The sequence below is a fragment of the Endozoicomonas sp. 8E genome (genome assembly GCF_032883915.1).
Lineage (GTDB): Bacteria > Pseudomonadota > Gammaproteobacteria > Pseudomonadales > Endozoicomonadaceae > Endozoicomonas_A.
The window spans coordinates 5,758,182-5,778,479 of record NZ_CP120717.1; the positions used below are offsets into that span (position 1 = coordinate 5,758,182).

16 protein-coding genes are annotated in these 20,298 nt (G+C 45.8%); 8 read left to right on the forward strand and 8 right to left on the reverse strand.

Annotated elements, in window-relative coordinates; all coding sequences use genetic code 11:
* Positions 1-326: 326 nt before the first annotated feature.
* The 4 genes from P6910_RS20205 to P6910_RS20220 are packed head-to-tail and all read right to left on the reverse strand — an operon-like array spanning position 327 to position 2,313.
* Positions 327-1,493 carry a hypothetical protein gene (locus P6910_RS20205; RefSeq protein WP_317143052.1) on the reverse strand — a complete coding sequence of 389 codons (1,167 nt, stop codon included), beginning with the start codon at positions 1,491-1,493 and terminating at the stop codon, positions 327-329.
* Positions 1,494-1,532: 39 nt separating this feature from the next.
* The gene (locus tag P6910_RS20210; RefSeq protein ID WP_317143053.1) at positions 1,533-1,784 is read right to left on the reverse strand and encodes a hypothetical protein; all 252 of its coding nucleotides are present in this window, start codon (positions 1,782-1,784) and stop codon (positions 1,533-1,535) included.
* A complete protein-coding gene (locus P6910_RS20215) occupies positions 1,771-2,019 on the reverse strand; it encodes a hypothetical protein (RefSeq protein ID WP_317143054.1) in 249 nt (82 codons plus the stop codon). Before P6910_RS20215 ends, P6910_RS20210 begins: the two co-directional genes overlap by 14 nt.
* Before the next feature lie 51 nt (positions 2,020-2,070).
* Positions 2,071-2,313, reverse strand: coding sequence for a hypothetical protein (locus P6910_RS20220; protein ID WP_317143055.1), 243 nt, complete (start codon positions 2,311-2,313; stop codon positions 2,071-2,073).
* A 53-nt stretch (positions 2,314-2,366) separates the two neighbouring features.
* On the opposite strand from P6910_RS20220, the gene P6910_RS20225 reads away from it, so the two are divergent.
* A complete protein-coding gene (locus tag P6910_RS20225) occupies positions 2,367-4,157 on the forward strand; it encodes a WD40 repeat domain-containing protein (protein ID WP_317143056.1) in 1,791 nt (596 codons plus the stop codon).
* A gap of 337 nt (positions 4,158-4,494) precedes the next feature.
* The gene (locus tag P6910_RS20230; RefSeq protein ID WP_317143057.1) at positions 4,495-6,420 is read left to right on the forward strand and encodes a hypothetical protein; all 1,926 of its coding nucleotides are present in this window, start codon (positions 4,495-4,497) and stop codon (positions 6,418-6,420) included.
* A 218-nt stretch (positions 6,421-6,638) separates the two neighbouring features.
* On the opposite strand, the gene P6910_RS20235 is transcribed toward P6910_RS20230, so the two are convergent.
* From P6910_RS20235 to P6910_RS20245, 3 genes are all read right to left on the reverse strand, one after another.
* On the reverse strand, positions 6,639-8,519 hold the full coding sequence (locus P6910_RS20235; protein ID WP_317143058.1) for a hypothetical protein: 1,881 nt from the start codon (positions 8,517-8,519) through the stop codon (positions 6,639-6,641).
* Positions 8,520-8,937: 418 nt separating this feature from the next.
* Positions 8,938-9,246: a hypothetical protein gene (locus P6910_RS20240; protein ID WP_317143059.1), complete on the reverse strand. Its 309-nt coding sequence runs from the start codon at positions 9,244-9,246 to the stop codon at positions 8,938-8,940.
* A 55-nt stretch (positions 9,247-9,301) separates the two neighbouring features.
* Positions 9,302-9,673 (reverse strand): hypothetical protein, encoded by a 372-nt coding sequence (locus tag P6910_RS20245; RefSeq protein ID WP_317143060.1) that lies wholly within the window; start codon positions 9,671-9,673, stop codon positions 9,302-9,304.
* Between the two features lie 18 nt (positions 9,674-9,691).
* Here P6910_RS20245 and P6910_RS20250 point away from each other — a divergent pair, with 18 nt between their 5' ends.
* From P6910_RS20250 to P6910_RS20265, 4 genes are all read left to right on the forward strand, one after another.
* Positions 9,692-10,195, forward strand: a complete 504-nt coding sequence (locus P6910_RS20250) for a hypothetical protein (RefSeq protein WP_317143061.1) — start codon at positions 9,692-9,694, stop codon at positions 10,193-10,195.
* 46 nt (positions 10,196-10,241) lie between these two features.
* Positions 10,242-10,370: a type II toxin-antitoxin system ParD family antitoxin gene (locus P6910_RS20255; RefSeq protein WP_317143062.1), complete on the forward strand. Its 129-nt coding sequence runs from the start codon at positions 10,242-10,244 to the stop codon at positions 10,368-10,370.
* A 130-nt stretch (positions 10,371-10,500) separates the two neighbouring features.
* Positions 10,501-12,432, forward strand: coding sequence for a hypothetical protein (locus P6910_RS20260; RefSeq protein ID WP_317143063.1), 1,932 nt, complete (start codon positions 10,501-10,503; stop codon positions 12,430-12,432).
* 629 nt (positions 12,433-13,061) lie between these two features.
* On the forward strand, positions 13,062-13,247 hold the full coding sequence (locus tag P6910_RS20265; RefSeq protein WP_317143064.1) for a hypothetical protein: 186 nt from the start codon (positions 13,062-13,064) through the stop codon (positions 13,245-13,247).
* Between the two features lie 636 nt (positions 13,248-13,883).
* Here P6910_RS20265 and P6910_RS20270 read toward each other — a convergent pair.
* On the reverse strand, positions 13,884-15,416 hold the full coding sequence (locus P6910_RS20270; RefSeq protein ID WP_317143065.1) for a hypothetical protein: 1,533 nt from the start codon (positions 15,414-15,416) through the stop codon (positions 13,884-13,886).
* A gap of 679 nt (positions 15,417-16,095) precedes the next feature.
* Here P6910_RS20270 and P6910_RS20275 point away from each other — a divergent pair.
* Positions 16,096-18,012 carry a hypothetical protein gene (locus tag P6910_RS20275; RefSeq protein ID WP_317143066.1) on the forward strand — a complete coding sequence of 639 codons (1,917 nt, stop codon included), beginning with the start codon at positions 16,096-16,098 and terminating at the stop codon, positions 18,010-18,012.
* Between the two features lie 260 nt (positions 18,013-18,272).
* Entirely contained in the window at positions 18,273-20,186 is a 1,914-nt protein-coding gene (locus tag P6910_RS20280; protein ID WP_317143067.1) for an F-box/WD repeat-containing protein, read from the forward strand.
* Positions 20,187-20,298: the final 112 nt, after the last annotated feature.

The following is a 20,298-nucleotide window of genomic DNA, read 5'->3' on the forward strand; positions in this document are numbered from 1 at the left end:
CTTCTGCAACGCCTGCCCGGCACCTTAAGTACTCAGCCATACGGAATCGAATATTTCTGCCTTATTGGGCAGGTGCTCTGCAAGGCGCAACGACGGGAACATAGCAAGCTATGTGACCAGAGTTGCAACGCAGCACGACTGCATGGATGCAGGAGCTAGAGCAACGCAGGAGCAGTTGCCGCGAGTGCCTGAACAATGAGTCAGAAAATATGATTTCGTATGGTTGAATACTTAGCAGTCGAGCTTTCTAACTCCCGTGGTGAACATGGAGATTTGAGCCTTAAGACAAGACGACAATTGCCAACGCAGGATTAAGGCTCAAATTTTCAGCGCACCAGGGGGTTAGAAAGTTCGATTGGTATTAGCCCCGTTGAGTTATCAGAAGCCGAGACAACTCCGGGCTCTGAGTCGCCTTTGACTCCCTCTGAGACTTCTCCTGCTTTTTCATCCACGCAACGAAAAGCTTTAAAGGTGGCCTTCACCATATGTTTGAACAAATCATTGTCGGGCAAATCAACTGGATAAAGCTTACCTCTCTCCTCATTCAGGTAGCAGTTGATCGCAGAAATAACCTGACTTTCCTGATTACTGGCATAGGCCATCACTTCGTCATCTTGATTCAGAAGAAAAACAAAGACCATATTGTCTTCTTTGATAAGAACAGCAAGGAAACAGCCTCCCTGAGGATTAGGAAGCGTCAGAACGTACTCATCCTCTTCCAAAGTCCGGATATAGCGCCGGGGCCAAGTGTACTCGCTCATCCAGCCAAAAAGGATCAACCCTAACGGGACATTCTGTCGAATGACAGACTGTACCTGAGTTAATAGCTGCCGAAATTTATTTACCTTGCTATCTGGATCGTCGAAGACGAACGCTTCCATGTTGCTTTCCAAATAACAGTCATTGAAGGATGAAGTTGTTGTGTCTGGTTGCTCGTCGGCAGGTTCATCAACCAATAAAGTCTGCTGCTGGACAAGGCTAAAATCATACTGCTGATTAACCCATTCACAATCAAACTGATTTCCCGCGTCTGGAGCAGAAGCAATAAGCACTTCATTGAAAAAACCACTCGCGGACGACTCTAACAAAGCCATTTTGCTTGTTGAAGGTCCATCAAAAGCAACAGCCTTTATCCTGGGACCCAGCTTCAGACTGGAAGCTGGTGCTAGCTCTTCACACTGGCAAGTATTCTCTGTGGATAAATACACCACTTTGGGCTTGGGGTCTTTACCTCTGGAACTTGGGGTATTAGCCGACTGCCCTCTTTTTCTTATTCTTGCCTGGGCGATTTCCCTTTTTTCCCTGAACGGCCTGTGACATCGATAACATCGACAATTGCAGTCAACAAGATTACGGTTACACTGCTTACACCTTTGACGACCCGATTCATCCGTTACTATTTTATCTTTCCCGTAGCCGTTAGATCCATGACTGTGGAAGGCTGCAGGCAAAAAAAATGCAAACAACAGCGCACTCAAACCCGCTCTGAGCATAAACCCTCCTGAACCAGACCGTTCAGGCAGACTAGTTAATTAACTGAGATTCGTCATGTTGAATTCCATCGCTTTTAGCGTTTGTAGCCGGAACTGTTCGATAAAGAACCCCGACCCGATTCCCGTCTGAATGACGCTCTGCAATATCTTTGTTGGTCGCTTTCCAGCCTCCTCCCTTAGAGGCTGTCGCAAAACTCCAACAACTCGTTCCCATGCTCTGAGGTCGTCATTCCCGCGAAGGCGGGTGTCGCAAAACTCCAACAGCTTGTTCCCATGCTCAGAGGTCGTCATTCCCGCGAAGGCGGGAATCCAGCGCCAACGGTGGATCTCTGCCTTCTCGGGGATGACAAGGCCAGGGGGACACCGGGCAGTATGGTTCTGGTGGTGAGTCAGTGTGGATTCCCGCCTTCGCGGGAATGACGAGAATGAAGTCGGGAATGACGAGAATGAAGTCGGGAATGACGGGAATAAAATCGAGAATGACGGGAGTCAACTCGTTCACACGCTGGAGAGAGTTTTGCGACACCCTCAGAGCGCGGGATCGAGTTGTGAATAACTGATTGTTTGCTGCCACTCATTAGCCCAGATCTACATTTTTCTTCTGCAACGCCTGCCCGGCACGGTACGAGCGCACCAGAACACTGGCAAGGACTTCGACAAAACTTCTTACCAGACTCCACTGAAATGTGCTGAAAGACAGAAACCCGCTTTCTACTGATTGATCATTTCCCCGGATCAAAGCCTCGTTTTCTTGGTTGGTTACGATTAGATCAATCTTGTGAACTTTCACACTAAAACCGACTCTAAGCTGCAGAATCAATTTTGAATATCCTTGCCAACCGGGGATAAATAATAGCAGCGGAAAAACAAACTATGGATTGCATAAATAGCGATGCCCGTACTGGTGGTCCACTTTCATCAACAACAGATGAATCTCGACCAGGAACGCCAAGTGGTACCTCTGCGAGCAGAGACGTCATTGAATGTGACAAGAATGAGTTTTCATTATTACTCCATTTGCCACCGGGAGAACAATCCAGAATTTTTACCTGTTTGCGGGCTCATGATATTGCTCAATTATCGCGGGTAAATTCACGCATCAACAACAGACTCAAAAATGATGATGCAATGGCAAGGGCATGGTATCGCCAGTTTGCTTCAACACACCAGGCTCTATTAAAGACAATCGTTACTACAAAAGATAAAGAGGAACTACAGAAATGGTTGCAGCGTTTTACAAAGGATGGGGCTTTAGTCAAGTCAATCATGGATCGCCAGGCCAGTATTCACTTTCCTGCTTTGTTCTTTTCCACTCTCACCAAACTGATGTCTGAATGTAAAACATTTAAATTAGAGACAAAAGCCACCCTCCCCTGTAATGGCGGGGCCGATTCCGCTACCTTCAGTGCCGATGGCTGCTATCTGGTGAACACCGGGTATAAAACGGTGGAAATCTATGGCCGGGAGAGCGATGGATCCTGGGAAGCAAAAGGCACTATCTGCCACTATGGCCAAGTCATGTCAGTCACCTTCAGTGCCGATAGTCGTTATGTGCTGACTGCCACCTATGAGGGCGAGACGAAAATCTATGGCAGGAAGGACGAACGATCATGGGAAGAAAAAGCCACTATTTCCCATGATGAGTGGGTCACATCAGCCACCTTCAGTACCGATGGCCGCTATGTGGTGACCGCCAGCGCAGATGGCAGGGCGAAAATTTATGGCCAGGAGGACGATGAGACATGGACAGAAAAAGCCATCATTCGCCACGATTATTTAGTCAATACGGCCACCTTCAGCGCTGATGGTCGCTATGTAGTGACCGCCGACCAGGACAACAAAGCGAAAATCTACGGCATCAAAAATGATGGTTCTTGGGAAGAAAAAGCCATTATTACCCACGAAGACTCTGTTGAATCAGCCACCTTCAGTGCCGATGGTCGCTATGTGGTGACGACCAGTGACGATCGCAAGGTAAAAATCTATGGCCTGGAGGCCGATGGATCATGGGAAGAAAAAGCTATCATTACCCACAATGGAGAGGTCAACTCAGCCACATTCAGCTCCGATAGCCGCTATTTGGCGACCGCCGGTGATGATGGCAGGGCAGTCATCTATGGCCTGAATAAAGACGGATCATGGACAGAAAAAACCACCATTTCTCATGATGGTTGGGTCTACTCAGCCCTCTACAGCCCCGACAACCGCCAGGTGGTGACCTGCAGTCAAGATTTCACGGCGAAAATCTATGACTTGAAGGACGATGGATCATGGGAAGAAAAAGCCATCCTTTCCCATGAGAATAAGGTCTACTCAGCCAAATTCAGCCCCGATAGCCGCTATGTGGTCACCCGCGATGAAGATGACACGGTGAAAATCTATGGCCAGAAGCTCAATGGATCCTGGGAAGAAAAAACCACCGTTTCCCATGATATGGATATTATATCAGCAACTTTTAGCATCGATGGCCGCCATGTGATCACCGCCAGTGTAGATGGCACTGCGAAAATTTATGGCCAGACAAGCGATGGATCATGGCAAGAAAAAGCCATCATTTCCCATAATGCCGGGATCCTGTCAGCCGCCTTCAGCGCCGATGGTCTGGTGTTGACCATCCATCCCGATGGAATGGTGAAAATTACTGAACTAAAGATGAATGAATGAGTCTTTGCTGTCACTCATTAACCGAGATCCGCATTAGCCCGACAGGATAGCCCCCTGTGTCAAGGTAGATGTTGCCTCTTTTGATTCATGACTCTCAATAACTGAGAGCATTTAGCAAGAGGCTGTTATGGCTCACTATTCCAAAGAAATGAAAGAGCCCGTTATCAAGAAACGGGAGGATCAGCATCAATATGCAGACCGGACAATGCCTGCCAGCCAACTAACCGATAGTGAACAAATATTGTGAACTTTCACACTGAAACCCACTCTAAGCTGCAGAATCAATTTTGAATATCCTTGCCAACCAGGGATAAATAACAACCATGGAAAACGAACTATGGATTGCATAAATAACAATTCCCGTAATAGTACGCCATGCTCATCAGCACAGGGCCAAACCCCACCAGATTCACCAAGTGTTTCCGCTATGGGCAAGAACGTCATTGCACGTGACAAGAATGAGTTTTCATTATTGCTCGATTTACCCGAGAATCTACAATCCAAAATTTTCACTTATTTGCAGGTTCGTGATATTGCCCTGTTAACACGGGCAAATTCAAACATTAACAACAGGCTCAAAAATGATGCTGCAATAGCAAGGGCATGGTATCGCCAGTTTGCTTCATCACACCAGGCTCTGCTAGAGACAATTGTCGCGACAAGAGATAAAGAGGAACTCCAGAAATGGTTGCTGCGTTTTACAAAGGATGAGGCATTAATCAAGTCAATCACGGATCGCCAACCAAGTGTTTATTTTCCTGCTCTGTTCTTTTTCACTCTCAACAAACTGATGTCTCAATGTAAAACATTTAAATTAGAGACAAAAGCCAGCCTCCCCTGTGATGGCAGGTCCGACTCCGCTGCCTTTAGTGCCGATGGCCGCCACCTGCTGAGCTTCAGGAATGATAAAACGATGGATATATATGGCCACAACAGCGATGGATCATGGGAAGCAAAAGGCTCTATCTCCCATTATGACCATATCAGATTGGTCACCTTCAGTGACGATAGCTGCTATGTAGTGACCGCTGGAGTGGATGGCAAGGCGAAAATTTATGGCATTAAGGACGAACGATCATGGGAAGAAAAAGCCACTGTTTCCCATGATCAGTGGGTCAAATCAGCCACCTTCAGCACCGATAGCCGCCATGTGGCGACCTGTAGTAAAGACGGCAAGGCGAAAATCTATGGCAAGAAAGACGAACGATCATGGGAAGAAAAAGCCATTATTTCCCATGATAAATGGGTCAGCTCAGTCACCTTCAGCGTCGATGGTCGCTATCTGGCGACCACCAGTGGAGATTACAGGGCGAAAATCTATGGCCAGAGGGACGATGGATCATGGGCAGAAAAAGCCGTCATTCCCCACGATTTTATAGTCGATTCGGCCACCTTCAGCGCCGATGGTTACTCTCTGGTGACCACCACCCTGGAAGGCAAAGCGATAATTTGCGGCAAGAATAACGATGGATCGTGGGTAGAAAAAGCCATTATTTCCCACGACAAGTTTGTGCACTCAGTCACCTTCAGCGCCGATAGCCGCTATCTGGTGACGACCGGTTACGATAGCAAGGTGAAAATCCATGGTCTGGAGGACGATGGATCATGGGAAGAAAAAGCCATCATTTCCCATGATAAAGAGGTCAAATCAGTTACCATCAGCTCCGATAGCCGCCATTTGGTGACCGCCAGTGATGATGGCAGAGCGATAATCTACGGTCAGAACGAAGAAAGATCATGGGAAGAAAAAGTCACCATTTTCCATTACCTGGGTGTATGCTCAGCCACATTCAGCGGCGATAACCGCCATGTGGTGACTGCCAGTTTAGATGGCGAAGCGAAAATCTATGGCAAGAAGGACGATGGATCATGGGAAGAAAAAGCCATCATTTCCCATAACAGAAGTGTTGACTCAGCCACATTCAGCCCCGATAGCCGCCATGTGATCACCCTCAGTAATGATAACACCGTGAAAATCTATGGTCGGAAGATCAATGGGTGCTGGGGAGAACAAGCTATCATATCCCACCTTATGAAAATTAAATCAGCAACCTTTAGCATCGATGGCCACCATGTGATCACCGCCAGTGCCGATGGAACCGCGAAAATTTATGGCCGGCAGAGTGATGGATCCTGGGAAGAAAAAGCCATCATTTCCCATCATAGTGCGATCGTGTCAGCCAGATTTAGCACTGATGGCTATCTATTGACCACTCATGGCGATAAAACAGTGAAAATCACTGAACTGCAGATGAATGAATGATTGTTTGCTGTCAACCCTGTGGTGAGAAGTTGTCGCATAATGCCAACAACTCGTTCCCACGCTATGCAAGGCTGTCGCAAAACTCTGGTTTTGCGGCACGCCCTCTCTTCAACGTGAACAGGACTTTAATTCGGGACAATGTTTCGTCCCCTTGCTTCCACCAAAACCATTTGCCGATTAAACGTTAACTGAAGCCGGAAGAGTTTGAGAAGTATCAGTCATTCATCCATGCTTAGTTCAGTGATTTTCGCCGACTGATCTTCATGGATGCTTAACACATGGCCATCGACGCTTAAGGTGGCTGACACGATCCCTCCAGGATAGGAAATGGTGGCTTTTTTTTGCCATGACCCATCGCTTACCTGACCGTAAACAATAGCAAGATGAAAATTTAACGGCGGCAATAAACTTAAAAATGTATGTCTTAACTGGTGATAAATAAATTCCGACGCATTATCGTTATTGGCAGTGACCAAATGGCTGCCATCAGCGCTGAAGGATGCTGATCTAATATACATACCATTGGAAACGGTGGTTTTTTCTTCCCAGGATCCATTAACCTTGCGGCCATAGATTTTCACCTTCCTGTCTTCACCGTGGGTCATCACATGGCGGCTGTCGGCGCTAAAGGTTGCTGATTTGATTGGCATACGATGGGAAATGGTAGCTCTTTCTACCCATGATCCATTATCGTTCAGGCCATAGATTTTCGCCTTTTTATCTCTACTGAGGGTGATCACACAGCGGTTATCGGGGCTGAAGGTGGTTGAGTAGACCCAATCATCATGAGAAATGATGGCTTTTTCGTTCCATGATCCGTCTTCCTGACCATAGATTATCGCCCTGCCATCTTGACCGGAGGTTACCATATGGCGGCTATCGGCGCTGAATGTGGCAGAGAAGAAACGATCCTCATTGGAAAAGATGGCTTTTTCTTCCCATGTCCCATCGTCCTCCAAGCCACAGATTTTCAGCCTGTTACCTTCACAGCAGGTGATTATATGTCGGCTATCGGCGCTGAATTTGGCTGACCAGACTTTATTGTCATGGGAAATGATGGCTTTTACTATCCATGACCCATCGTTCATCTTGCCATAGATTTTCGCTGTGCGATCCAGACTGGTGGTCACCACATAGAGACTATCGTCACTGAAGGTGGCTGATGTTAAAAAATCGTGGCTAATGATGGCTTTTTCTGCCCATGACTGATCGTCTTCCAGGCCATAGACTTTCGCCTTGCCATCGTGACTGGCGGTCACTAAATAGCGATCGTTGGCGCTGAAGGTGGCTGACATGACAGGTTTATCATGGGAAATGATGGCTTTTTCTTCCCATGATCGTTCGTCCTTCTTGCCATAGATTCTCGCCTTGCGATCTTCACTGGTGGTCACTACATAGTGGCCATCGTTACTGAGCATGAATGATATGACACGACCATCATGGGTGATAGTACCTTTTGCTTGCCATGAACCATCGGTCTCCCGACCAAAGATTATCACCGTTTTACTATCACTGACGCTCACCAGATAGTGGCCATCGGCACTTAAGTTAGCAGAGTTGATCCTGCCGTTATTGGAGAGGGAGGCTTTTGTCTCAAATTCGAATGTTTTACATTGAGACATCAGTTTAGTGAGAGTGAAAGAGAACAGAGCAGGAAAGTCAATACTCCCATGACGATCCATGGCTGACTTGACTAATGCCTTATCCATTGTAAACCGGCTCAACCAATTCCCGAGTTGATCCTTATCTTTTTCAGTGACGATTGTTTTTATCAGAGCCTGGCGTGATGAAGCAAACCGGCGATACCATGCCCTTGCCATTGAATTATCATTTTTGAGCGTCTTGTTCATGTATGAATTTGCCCGTGTTAAATTGGCAATATCACGGGTCTGCAAATGACTATAAATTTTGGATTGTATTTCAAAGGGTAAATCGAGCAATAATGAAAGCTTATTCTTGTCACGTACAATGACGTCCCTACCCATAGTGGTAGCAATGGGTGTCTCTGATTGAATCTCTGATTGAATCTCTGATTGAGAGTGATCGGGTGTTGGTGAGAGTGGCCCACCAAGGCAAGAATGGTTATTTATGCGGTCCATAGTTCGTTTCTTAAAAGTTGTTATTTCCGCTGGTTGCAGTGATATCCAAAATTGATTCTGCGGCTTAGAGTCGTTTTTAACATGAAAGTTCATAACATTGATGTCAGTGAAACTAACAGGAAAACAGGACTTTGATTCGGGAAAATGATCAATAAGTACTCAACCATACGAAATCATATTTTCTGACTTATTGATCATTTTCCCGGATCAAAGACCTGTTTCTCTGTAGGGGACAATTTCGTAACGAATCTTGATATAAAAGGGAGACCGGGTACTCGCCAGCAGGTATAACTGCATGCTTATTAACTCACGTTGCTTACAGATACTGACCCATCACTTTCTCCCACGAGAGTTGGGCCACTCTCTCAAAATGTTCTTTGTTTTGAGCCTCGAACAGTTGGTTAGCGTGCGAACAGATTTATTTTTCCTGGCCGAGGCCGTTCATATCCAGCAAATCAATATTCATTTTCATCCACAGCAGAGTTGCAGCCAGGTTCACGTTATGGCAGATTCCATCATTGAGGGTTAACAAGCCCCGGGTTTCATCAATCACCTGGTTCACCTCCTTTTGGCGTTCTTCAGGAAATCGCTCCAGCAAACGTTTTAGATTCAGTTGTCCTTGGGTCAGATATGCAAACCTCAGGGGAAACTGACGCAACTGATACAATTTAACCAAATCTGGTGCCAACCCCGATTTCTGCCAGGTTTGGAGTTCCACAAGAATCATGGAGTCCAGGTGATGCTTGTCAATGGCAGGTTTGTCTACTGTTTCGATAAAGTCCTTACTTTCCCCATTGACTAACAATCGTCCCAGTTGTTGCCCCCCCTAAATAAATTGTTTGCAAAAAAAACTGCAACATATTGTCTTTAGCAAGGGGTTCTTTGTCTACATAATAACCGTTACAAGCCAACATGGGGGATTCCAACAATGTTACCAGATCGTGCAACGCAAACGACTCACAACCAAAGCCACTGAGTTGACGACCAGGCAGAAAGAAAAACCGGGAGTCAGTAAAGCCGTGATATTTTATCGCCTGTTTCAGATGACTCACTGCAGGCAACGTAATTTGAAACGACTCGATTATGCTAAAACTGATACTTAATTGCAGGCAAAGAATATAACCGGTATTTATATGAGAACTTGTTCCAGACATATTACAGCAATAATAATCATGATAAGTGCCACTTTTTCTCCCTCAACGTCAGCCATAAAAGTGTATAAGAAAGAAGGGAGAATCCTGGTGTTAAGGGATGTACCAATTAGTCAGGTATTTACTCCTCAGGTAATGATGGCCGCAGCAGTGTACAATTCACCGGTAGCTTTATCTGGTGCGATATTGGGTAGTTTCTTTGGTGGCCTTGGAGCCCTACTCTTTCAGGATGCTGATGCTCTTAATTCACTGGCCTCTAGCGGTATCAGCGACATCGGCTCTCATGCTTTTGATTATACCGTGTCTATTGCTGCCGCGTCACCTGAGGTGCTGGCTGTTCGTGATGCCGTTGATAGCGGAATAGGAATTGGCTGCTCTTTAGGAACAGCTTTTGGAGCTTCGTTTGGTGCTTTCTCCATAGGTTTTATTTTTAGCAATATGATCCAGCGATATGGATTAGATGAGGCAATAAGACGATTTACCCACCCTTGGGATCGAAATAATAATGACACGGAATTTGAATAGAGCTTGACAACCTCCGTATTGTTAAAAATGTATAATCGGGTGAATCATGGAAACTACCCGCTTAAGTTTGGGCGAATACTGGGAGGTGTTCATCAAGAATGAGGTTTCCAGCGGTCGTTACGGCTCCGACAGTGACGTGGTGCGAGACGCTTTACGCGCCGTGGAAGAACGCTAAGTACCTGGCCAGTTGGTTACGATTAGATCAATATTGTGAACTTTTTTACTAAAACCGACTCTAAGCTGCAGAATCAATTTTGAATATCCTTGCCAACCGGGGATAAATAATAGCAGCGGAAAAACAAACTATGGATTGCATAAATAGCGATGCCCGTACTGGTGATCCACTTTCATCAACAACATGTGAATCTCGACCAGGAACGCCAAGTGGTACCTCTGCTGGCAAGAACGTCGTTGTACGTGACAAGAATGAGTTTTCATTATTGCTCGATTTACCCGAGGATATACAATCCAAAATTTTCACTTATTTGCAGGTTCGTGATATCACCCAGTTAACACGGGCCAATTCAAACATTAACAACAGGCTCAAAAATGATGATGCAATAGCAAGGGCATGGTATCGCCAGTTTGCTTCATCACATCAGGCTCTACTAAAGACAATCGTTACTACAAAAGATAAAGAGGAACTCCAGAAATGGTTGCAGCGTTTTACAAAGGATGGGGCTTTAGTCAAGTCAATTATGGATCGCCAACCCAGTGTTTATTTTCCTGCCCTGTTCTTTTCCACTCTCACTAAACTGATGTCTCAATGTAAAACATTTAAATTAGAGACAAAAGCCAGCCTTCCCTGTTATGGCAGGACAAACTCCGCTACCTTCAGTGCCGATGGCCGTCATCTGCTGAGCGTCAGGAATGATAAAACGGTGGATATTTATGGCCACAAGAGCGATGGATCATGGGAAGCAAAAGGCACTGTCTCCCATTATGACTCTGTCATATCGGTCACCTTCAGTGCCGATAGCCACTATGCAGTCACCACTGGAATGGATGGCAGGGCGAGAATTTATGGCAAGAAGGACGAACGATGGGAAGAAAAAGCCACCATTTCCCATGATAGGCCGGTCATATCAGCCACCTTCAGCACCGATAGCCACCATGTGGTGACCTGCAGTAACGACGGCAGGGCGAAAATCTACGGCAGAAAGGACGAACGATCATGGGAAGAAAAAGCCACTATTTCCCATGATAAATCGGTCAACTCAGCCACCTTCAGCGTCGATGGTCGCTATGTAGTGACCACCAGTGGAGATCACAGGGCGAAAATCTATGGCCAGAGGGACGATGGCTCATGGGCAGAAAAAGCCACTATTTTCCATGACAACCGAGTCTGCTTAGCCACCTTCAGCCCCGATGGTCGTTATCTGGTGACCGCCAGTTTTGATGGCAAAGTGAAAATTTGCGGTCAGAAGGACGATGGGTCATGGCTGGAAAAAAACATTATTTCCCATGACGACTTTGTTGACTCAGCCACCTTCAGCTCCAACTTCAGCTCCGATAGTCGCAATGTGGTGACCATCGCAGGTGGCACGGCAAGAATTTATGGCCTGGTGGCCGATGGATCATGGGAAGAAAAAGCCACTATTTCCCATGATAAGTGGATCAACTCAGCCACCTTCAGCTCCGATAGCCGCCATTTGGTGACCGCCAGTGATGATGGCAGAGCGATAATCTATGACCAGAACGAAGAAGGATCATGGGAAGAAAAAGTCACCGTTTCCCATTACCTGAGTGTCGAATCAGCCACATTCAGCGCCGATGGCCGCCATGTGGTGACCGCCAGCTTAGATGGCAAAGCGAAAATCTATGGCAAGAAGGACGATGGCTCATGGGAAGAAAAAGCCATCATTTCCCATAACGATATTGTTTACTCATCCACATTCAGCCCCGATAGCCGCCATGTGATCACCCTCAGTCGAGATAACACGGTGAAAATCTATGCCCAGAAGATCAATGGGTGCTGGGGAGAAAAAGCTACCATATCCCACCTTATGAAAATTAAATCAGCAACCTTTAGCATTGATGGCCACCATGTGATCACCGCCAGTGACGATGGAACGGCGAAAATTTATGGCTGGCAGAGCGATGGATCCTGGGGAGAAAAAGCCATCATTTCCCATGATAGCGCGATCGTATCAGCCATTTTCAGCATCGATACCCATGTGTTGACCATCCATCTCGATAAAACACTGAAAATCACTGAACTACAGATGAATGAATGATTAAGTACTCAACCATACGAAATCATATTTTCTGACTCATTGTTCAGGCACTCGCGGCAACTGCTCCTGCGTTGCTCTAGCTCCTGCATCCATGCAGTCGTGCTGCGTTGCAACTCTGGTCACATAGCTTGGCTACGCGCCCGTCGTTGCGCCTTGAAGGATGAAAAAATCCTCTCGCCAGAATATGCGAAACCAACTGGCCAGGTACTTAAAAAGGAAAGTGGGTACTCGCCAGCAGGTATAACTGCAAGCTTATTAACTCAATTTGCATACAGATCCTGACTCATCACTTTCTCTCACGAGAGTTGGGCCACTCTCTCAAAATGTTCTTTGTTTTGCACCTCGAACAGTTGGTTAGCGTGCGAACAGATTTATTTTTCCTGGCCGAGGCCGTTCATATCCAGCAAATCAATATTCATTTTTACCTCGCTCCCATGCTCCGGCGTGAGAGCGTGACGCGCTGCCAGTATGCATTCCCACGCAGGACCCACAGGGCCTAACCGTTCGTGCTCCCGGCACTTTTATACCCTTCGGGTACTGCGGCATACACTCCATCCATGGAGATAAAAGCGTAGAAACGAGTTGATGGTCTATTATGGCTTTGCAAGATGTAGATAAGGATTAACAAGGTGAATAAAAAGCAAAGAGAGAACACGGCAAAAATGTTCTATGATCTGGTCAAGGTACCACTGGCGGTTTGTTGCTTTGGGACCATTGCAGCAGAACACAATGATTTACTTTATTTTTTTACATTCGGAATCAGCATTACGGTGCTTTTCTTTTACATTGGCTTTCAGTTGGACGGTAACTTATGAGCATTGGTGAATACTATTTATTATTAGGCTTGCTAATTGCCATCCCCTGTCTGGCCTTTCTCGCCTGGGTGAAATATCAGGACAGGAAAGAACACAACAATAAAAAGCATTAATCCCCCCATTGCACCCACGCGGGGCGTGGGTATACCCACCCAACAACACCTCGTTCGCGTTCCAGACGCTCTGCGGGATACACCGCCCCCTGGGGATAAACCCTAAAAACCTTTAGAACCCACCCGCCACCCTGGCCTTTAACCTGAAGGCTATGAAAGAACAAACCTACCTCGCACTGAACTCAAAACAGGACCAGGATCATGTATCCCCGGGGATGGGGGGTATCCCGCAGAAGCCGAGATCCACATTATTCTTTTGCAACACCTGCCCGGCACGATAGTGACAGAAACCCGTTTTTTACTTATTGATCATTTTCCCGGATCAAAGACCTGTTTCTCTGTAGGGGACAATTTCGTAACATAAAAAGGAAAGTGGGCACTCGCCAGCTGGTATAACTGCAAGCTTATTGACTCACTTTGCATGCAGATCCTGCCCCATCACTTTCTCCCACGAGAGTTGGGCCACTCTCTCAAAATGTTCTTTGTTTTGCACCTCGAACAGTTGGTTAGCGTGCGAACAGATTTATTTTTCCTGGCCGAGGCCGTTCATATCCAGCAAATCAATATTCATTTTCATCCACAGCAGAGTAGCAGCCAGGTTCACGTTATGGCAGGCTCCATCATTGAAGGTTAACAGACCCCGAGTTTCATCGATCACCTGACTCACCTCCTCCTGGCGTTCTTCAGGAAACTCCTCCAGCAAACGTCTCAGATTCCGCTGTCCCTGGGTCAGATGTGCAAACCTCAGAGGAAACTGACGCAACTGATACAAATTAACCAAATCTTGTTCCAGCCCTGATTCCTTCCAGGTTCGGATCGCCATGGCAATAAAGAAGTCCAGGTCTTGCGCATTAAAGGCAGGCTTGTCTGCTGCTTTGATAAAGTCCTTAACCTCCCCATTGACTATCAATCGTCCCACTTGTGCGGCCCCCTCCAGATACATTATCTGCAAAAAAAACGTCATCATGGTGTCTTCATTAAGGGGTTCTTTGTCGGCATAATAACCGTTTTGGGGCAACATGGGGGATTCCAACAATGTTTTCAGATCGTGCAACATAAATGACTCACAACCAAAGTCATTGACTTGACGTCGAGGCAGAAAGAAAAACCGGGAATCAGTAAAGCCGTGATATTTTATCGCCAGTGTCAACGCTAAACCGACAAGGTGCGACATGGGTGAATACGTTTGTTCCGGGTAGCGCTTGAAAGTACTTAGACTATCAACAAAAAAAAGCCGATAATGCCCTTGGCTATTCCTCCTGATAGAAACAACACTGACGTGACCTGATTTATCCTGAAAAATATAATTTTTAGGGTCTTCTGTTGCCATTAATGGCAGCTGGATTATAAACAATGCCAGTAGCTGATGAAGACAATGATAGCAGCCAAGATAAGCATGCATGAGTCTTCTTATATCCAGATTAGCTGCTTCCACAAGCCTGTGAACAAACTCGTGATCGGGCAGATCTTCAGGTAACTCAATTTCAGGAAAAAGAACTTTGGCAAATAATTTGGTTATATGTATTGGAAATATCTTAAGCCCGGGATAGTCAATCAAAACATGTATCATTTCACCTTTTTCCAGCTTTCCGGGAAAATAAAGCTGAAGTAGTCTCTGAATCGCTTTCCCACGGTGCCGTTTGTTTTCCAAAGCTCCTTTTTCTTCCAAAACATCGGGGTTTGCCTCATAGAGTTTTTCCAATGCTTCATTAAAGTCATCAATATTTTTTTTCTGATCTACAGTTTTCAATGACTTTTCAGCGGCCTTAAGTATTTCTTTCAGTTTTTCAAGATGCCTGGCATAACTCTTATCGTTGCCGGAAGCCGATGCTGATGATGCACCAGAGCCTGATGAACCCGAAGAGCCAGAGCTTCCCTGCCCTTTAGTACTTTGTTTTTTACTTTGTTGCTCTTGCTGCGGTGGCGGAGATTTACCGTCGCTTTTAGATTGCTCCTTGTTTTCTTTGCCATAACGGTTTAATTCGAATGAATAGCCGGTAAACACCGTTCCTTTATCTGGCTGAAGCCCTGCCCCCTCAGAAACAGGCGAGCTCATTATTGAACCTTTTTTTCCCTTCTGTAACAGCAACAGCGGAACAACTTTAGACTTAGGTAAACGAATGGGGTCGGATAAGAAAGAGGAAATAATCGAATCGGCACCATTGCCCGAGACTAATGATAAAGCATAAGGAATTCCAGCCTGGCCACCAACTGACAAAAAAATGCTGGCAACAACAAAGACACAGCACATATTCTTCATTGCAGATAACCAAGCTCAAATAGAGATAAACACATCATTCTAGACAAAAAACTCAGAATTTCCTGATTTAAGGAGCCTGCTAAATCCGTCGGAAGATGCTTATCTCGCTATTATTTATGGCCAGGTGAGCGATGGAACATGGCAAAAAAAGCCACCATTCCTTATCGTAGAGGGATCATGTCAGCCACTTTCAGCGCCGATGGACATCTGCTGACCCTCCATAACGACTATGGACCGGCGAAAATCACTGAACGATAGCACAATCAATAGCCCTGAGAGCCACTCTACGTGTGCTGAAAGACAGAAACCTGCTTTCTACTCATTGATCACTTTCCCAAATCAAAGCCCTGTTTTCTTGTTGATTACGATTAGATCAATATTGTGAACTTTCATAGTAAATCCGACTCTAAGCTACAGAATCAATTTTGAATATCCGTGCCAACCAGAGATAAATATCAACTATGGAAAACGAACAATGGATTGCATAAATAACCATTCCTGTATTGATGATCGACTTTCATCAAAACCAGATCAATCTCAAACAGGGCCGCCAAGTAGTACCTATGCAGGTAGGGAAGTCATTGAACGTGACAAGAATGAGTTTTCATTATTGCTCGATTTACCCGAGGATATACAATCCAAAATTTTTACTTATTTCCGGGCTCGTGATATTGCCCGGTTAACACAGGTAAATTCATCCATTAACAACAGGCTCAAAAATGATGATGCAATGCCAAGGGCATGGTATCGCCGGTTGGCTTCATCACACCAGACTCTTCTAAAGACAATTGTCGCTACAAAAGATAAAGATGAACTCCGGAAATGGTTGCAGCGTTTTACAAAGGATGAGGCATTAATCAAGTCAATCATGAACCGCCAGGCAAGTATTCACTTTCCTGCTTTGTTCTTTTCCACTCTCACTAAACGGATGTATCAATGTAAAGCATTTAAATTAGAGACTAAAGCCACCATCCCCTGTGAAAGTTCAAAGCACTATGCTGCCTTCAGCGCCGATGGACGCCACCTGGTGATCTCCTGTGTTCCCAAAACCTGTACAATCTATGGCCAGGAGAGCGATGGATCATGGGTAGCAAAAGGCACTATCTCCCATAATAACTATGTCAGATCAGTCACCTTCAGTGCCAATAGCCACTATGTAGTGACCGCTGGTATGGATGGCGAGGCGAAAATTTATGGCAAGAAAGACAATCGATCATGGGAAGAAAAAGCCACTATTTCCCATAATCGCTGGGTCCGCTCAGCCACCTTCAGCCCCGATAGCCGCCATGTGTTGACCTGCAGTAACGACGGCAAGGCGAAAATCTATGGCCTGATGGACGATGGTTCATGGGAAGTAAAAGCCATCATTTCCCATAACGATGGGATCTACTTAGCCACCTTCAGCGTCGATAGTCACCATGTAGTAACCGCCAGTGGAGACGGCAAGTCGAAGATCTATGGCAGGAAAGACGAACGATCATGGCAAGAAGAAGCCACTATTTCCCATGATGACTGGGCCAAATCAGCCACCTTCAGCTCCGATGGCCGCTATGTGGTATCCGTCTGTGGAAATGGCACGGCGAAAATTTATGGCAAGAAGGACGATGGATCATGGGAAGAAAAAGCCATTATTTCCCATTTTGTCTCAGCCACCTTCAGCTCCGATAATCGCCATGTGGTGACCACCAGAAGAAATGGCAGTGCAAAAATCCATAGACTTGATGCCGATGGATCATGGAAAGAAAAAGCCATCATTTCCCACAATGGAGAGGTCAACTCAGCCACATTCAGCCCCGATAGTCGCTATTTAATGACCACCAGTGACGATGGCAAGGCGATAATCTATGGCCAGGATAAAGACGGATCATGGAAAGAAAAGGCTACCATTTCCCATTACCTAAGTGTCTGCACAGCCAAATTCAGCGCCGATAGCCGACATGTAGTGACCGCCAATTTAGATGGCATAGCGAAAATCTATGGCAAGAAGGACGATGGACCATGGGAAGAGAAAGCCAGCATTTCCCATAAAAAAAGTGTCTACTTTGCCACATTCAGCCCCGATAGCCGTCATCTCATCACCTGCAGTCATGATGACACGGTGAAAATCCATGGCTTGGAGATTGATGGATCATGGAGAGAAAAAGCCATCATCTCCCTTCGAAGGGGTATTACATTAGCAACCTTCACTGTCGATGGCCGCCATGTGGTCACTGTCAGTTACGCTGGAACAGTAAAAATTTTTGGTCAGAACAGCGATGGATCATGGAAAGAAAAAGCTACCATTTCCCATCTTGGTGTTATCCGATCAGCCACCCTCAGCACTGATGACCATTTGTTGACCATCCACAACGCAGAAACGGCGAGCATCACTGAACTAAGTTTGAATGAATGATTGCTGTTACTAGCCCAGCCTCACATTATTCTTCTGCAACACCTGCCAGGCATGATAGTTCGAACGCACCGGAACACCGGCCACGACTTCAACAATTTCATGGATCAAAGTCCTGTTTTAAGCACCTAACCAGTTACTTATTATTAGTTACGCTTACATCAATATTGTGAACTTTCCTACTAAAACCGACTCTAAGCTGCAGACTCAATTTTGAATATCCTTGCCAACCAGGGATAAATAACAACCATGGAAAAGGAACTATGGATTGCTCGAATAGCAGCTCCAGCATTACTCCACGCTCATCTGCACCAGGTCAACCTCCATCAGATACCCCAATGGGTACCATTATGGGCAAGAACGTCATTGAACGTGAGAAGCATGAGTTTTCATTATTGCTCGATTTACCCGAGGATTTACAATCCAAAATTTTTACTTATTTGCAGGCTCGTGATATTGCCCATTTAACACGGGTAAATTCATCCATTAACAACAGGCTCGAAAATGATGATGCAATGGCAAGGGCGTGGTATCGCCAGTTGGCTTCATCACACCAGACTCGTCTAGAGACAATTGTCGCTTCAAAAGATAAAGATGAACTCCGGAAATGGTTGCAGCGTTTTACAAAGGATGAGGCATTAATCAAGTCAATCATGGATCGTCAGGCAAGTATTCACTTCCCTGCTTTGTTCTTTTCCACTCTCACTAAACTGATGTGTCAATGTAAAGCATTTAAATTAGAAACTAAAGCTACCATCCCCTGTAATACTTTAAAGGACTTCGCTTCCTTCAGCGCCGATGGACACCACCTGGTGATCGCCTGTGACTCTGAAACCTGTAAAATCTATGATCAGGAGAGCGATGAATCATGGGTAGCAAAAGGCACTATCTCCCATGACGAGCAAGTCAGATCAGTCACCTTCAGTGCCAATAGCCGCTATGTAGTGACCGCTGGCATGGATGGCAAGGCGAAAATTTATGGCAAGAAGGACGAACAATCATGGGAAGAAAAAGCCACTATTTCCCATGATCTGTGGGTCAAATCAGCCACCTTCAGCCCCGATAGCAGCCATGTGTTGACCTACAGTAACGACGGCAAAGCGAAAATCTATGGCAAGAAGGACGAACGATCATGGGAAGAAAAAGCCACTATTTCCCATGATGATAGGGTCATTTTTGCCACCTTCAGCAAAGATAGTCGCCATGTAGTAACCACCAGTCTGGATCAGAGGGCAAAAATCTATGGCCAGAGTGACGATGGGTCATGGGCAGAAAAAGCCATCATTCCCCATGATGACACTGTCTACACAGCCACCTTCAGCCCCGATAGCCGCTATGTGATAACCACCAGCCGGGATAGCAAAGCGAAAATCTATGGCAAGAAGAACGACGGGTCATGGCTGGAAAAAGCCATTATTCCCCATTTTGTCTCAGTCCAATTCAGCTCCGATAGTGGCCATGTGTTGATCACCAGAAAAAATGGCAGTGCAAAAATCTATAGACTGGATGCCGATGGATCATGGGAAGAAAAAGCCATCATTCCCCACAATGGAAAGGTTAACTTAGACAAATTCAGCCCCGATAGTCGCTGTTTAATGATCTTCAGTGACGATGTCAAGGTGATAATCTCTGGCCAGGATAAAGACGGATCATGGAAAGAAAAAGCCGTCATTTCCCATGCCAGGAGTATCTGGTCAGCCAAATTCAGCGCCGATAGCCGCCATGTGGTGACCGCCAGTTTAGATAACAAAGCGAAAATCTATGGCAAGAAAGACGATGGATCATGGGAAGAAAAAGCCATCATTCCCCATAACAAAGGTGTTTACTATGCCACATTCGGCCCCGATAGCCGTCATGTCATCACCTGCGGTATAGATAACACGGTGAAAATCCATGGCCTGACGATCAATGGATCATGGAGAGAAAAAGCCATCATCTCCAATGGTGACGATATTAGATTAGCAACCTTTAGTGTCGATGGTCGCCATGTGGTCACTGCCAGTTTCGATGGAACAGTGAAAATTTATGGTCAGAACAGCGATGGATCATGGGAAGAAAAAGCCACCAGTTCCCATCCTGGTGCACTCGTATCAGCCACCTTCATCATCAATGGCCATGTGTTGACCATCCATGGCGGTAACACAGCGAAAATCACTGAACTACGGATGGATGGATGACTGATTGTTTGCGGTCAATCCTGTGGTTAGAAGTTGTCGCATAATTACCACTCGTTCCTGCACGAAGCGAGTTAATATTGTGAACTTTCATAATAAAACCAACTCTAAGCTG

Bases quoted from the DNA above. Each gene is read 5' to 3' on its own strand.
- P6910_RS20255 (WP_317143062.1), top strand. From the start codon at position 10,242: ATGGAAACTACCCGCTTAAGTTTGGGCGAATACTGGGAGGTGTTCATC.
- P6910_RS20210 (WP_317143053.1), bottom strand. From the start codon at position 1,784: ATGACGACCTCTGAGCATGGGAACAAGCTGTTGGAGTTTTGCGACACC.
- P6910_RS20250 (WP_317143061.1), top strand. From the start codon at position 9,692: ATGATAAGTGCCACTTTTTCTCCCTCAACGTCAGCCATAAAAGTGTAT.
- P6910_RS20230 (WP_317143057.1), top strand. From the start codon at position 4,495: ATGGATTGCATAAATAACAATTCCCGTAATAGTACGCCATGCTCATCA.
- P6910_RS20270 (WP_317143065.1), bottom strand. From the start codon at position 15,416: ATGAGCTCGCCTGTTTCTGAGGGGGCAGGGCTTCAGCCAGATAAAGGA.
- P6910_RS20240 (WP_317143059.1), bottom strand. From the start codon at position 9,246: ATGATTCTTGTGGAACTCCAAACCTGGCAGAAATCGGGGTTGGCACCA.
- P6910_RS20260 (WP_317143063.1), top strand. From the start codon at position 10,501: ATGGATTGCATAAATAGCGATGCCCGTACTGGTGATCCACTTTCATCA.
- P6910_RS20205 (WP_317143052.1), bottom strand. From the start codon at position 1,493: ATGCTCAGAGCGGGTTTGAGTGCGCTGTTGTTTGCATTTTTTTTGCCT.
- P6910_RS20245 (WP_317143060.1), bottom strand. From the start codon at position 9,673: ATGTCTGGAACAAGTTCTCATATAAATACCGGTTATATTCTTTGCCTG.
- P6910_RS20225 (WP_317143056.1), top strand. From the start codon at position 2,367: ATGGATTGCATAAATAGCGATGCCCGTACTGGTGGTCCACTTTCATCA.
- P6910_RS20275 (WP_317143066.1), top strand. From the start codon at position 16,096: ATGGATTGCATAAATAACCATTCCTGTATTGATGATCGACTTTCATCA.
- P6910_RS20280 (WP_317143067.1), top strand. From the start codon at position 18,273: ATGGATTGCTCGAATAGCAGCTCCAGCATTACTCCACGCTCATCTGCA.
- P6910_RS20235 (WP_317143058.1), bottom strand. From the start codon at position 8,519: ATGGACCGCATAAATAACCATTCTTGCCTTGGTGGGCCACTCTCACCA.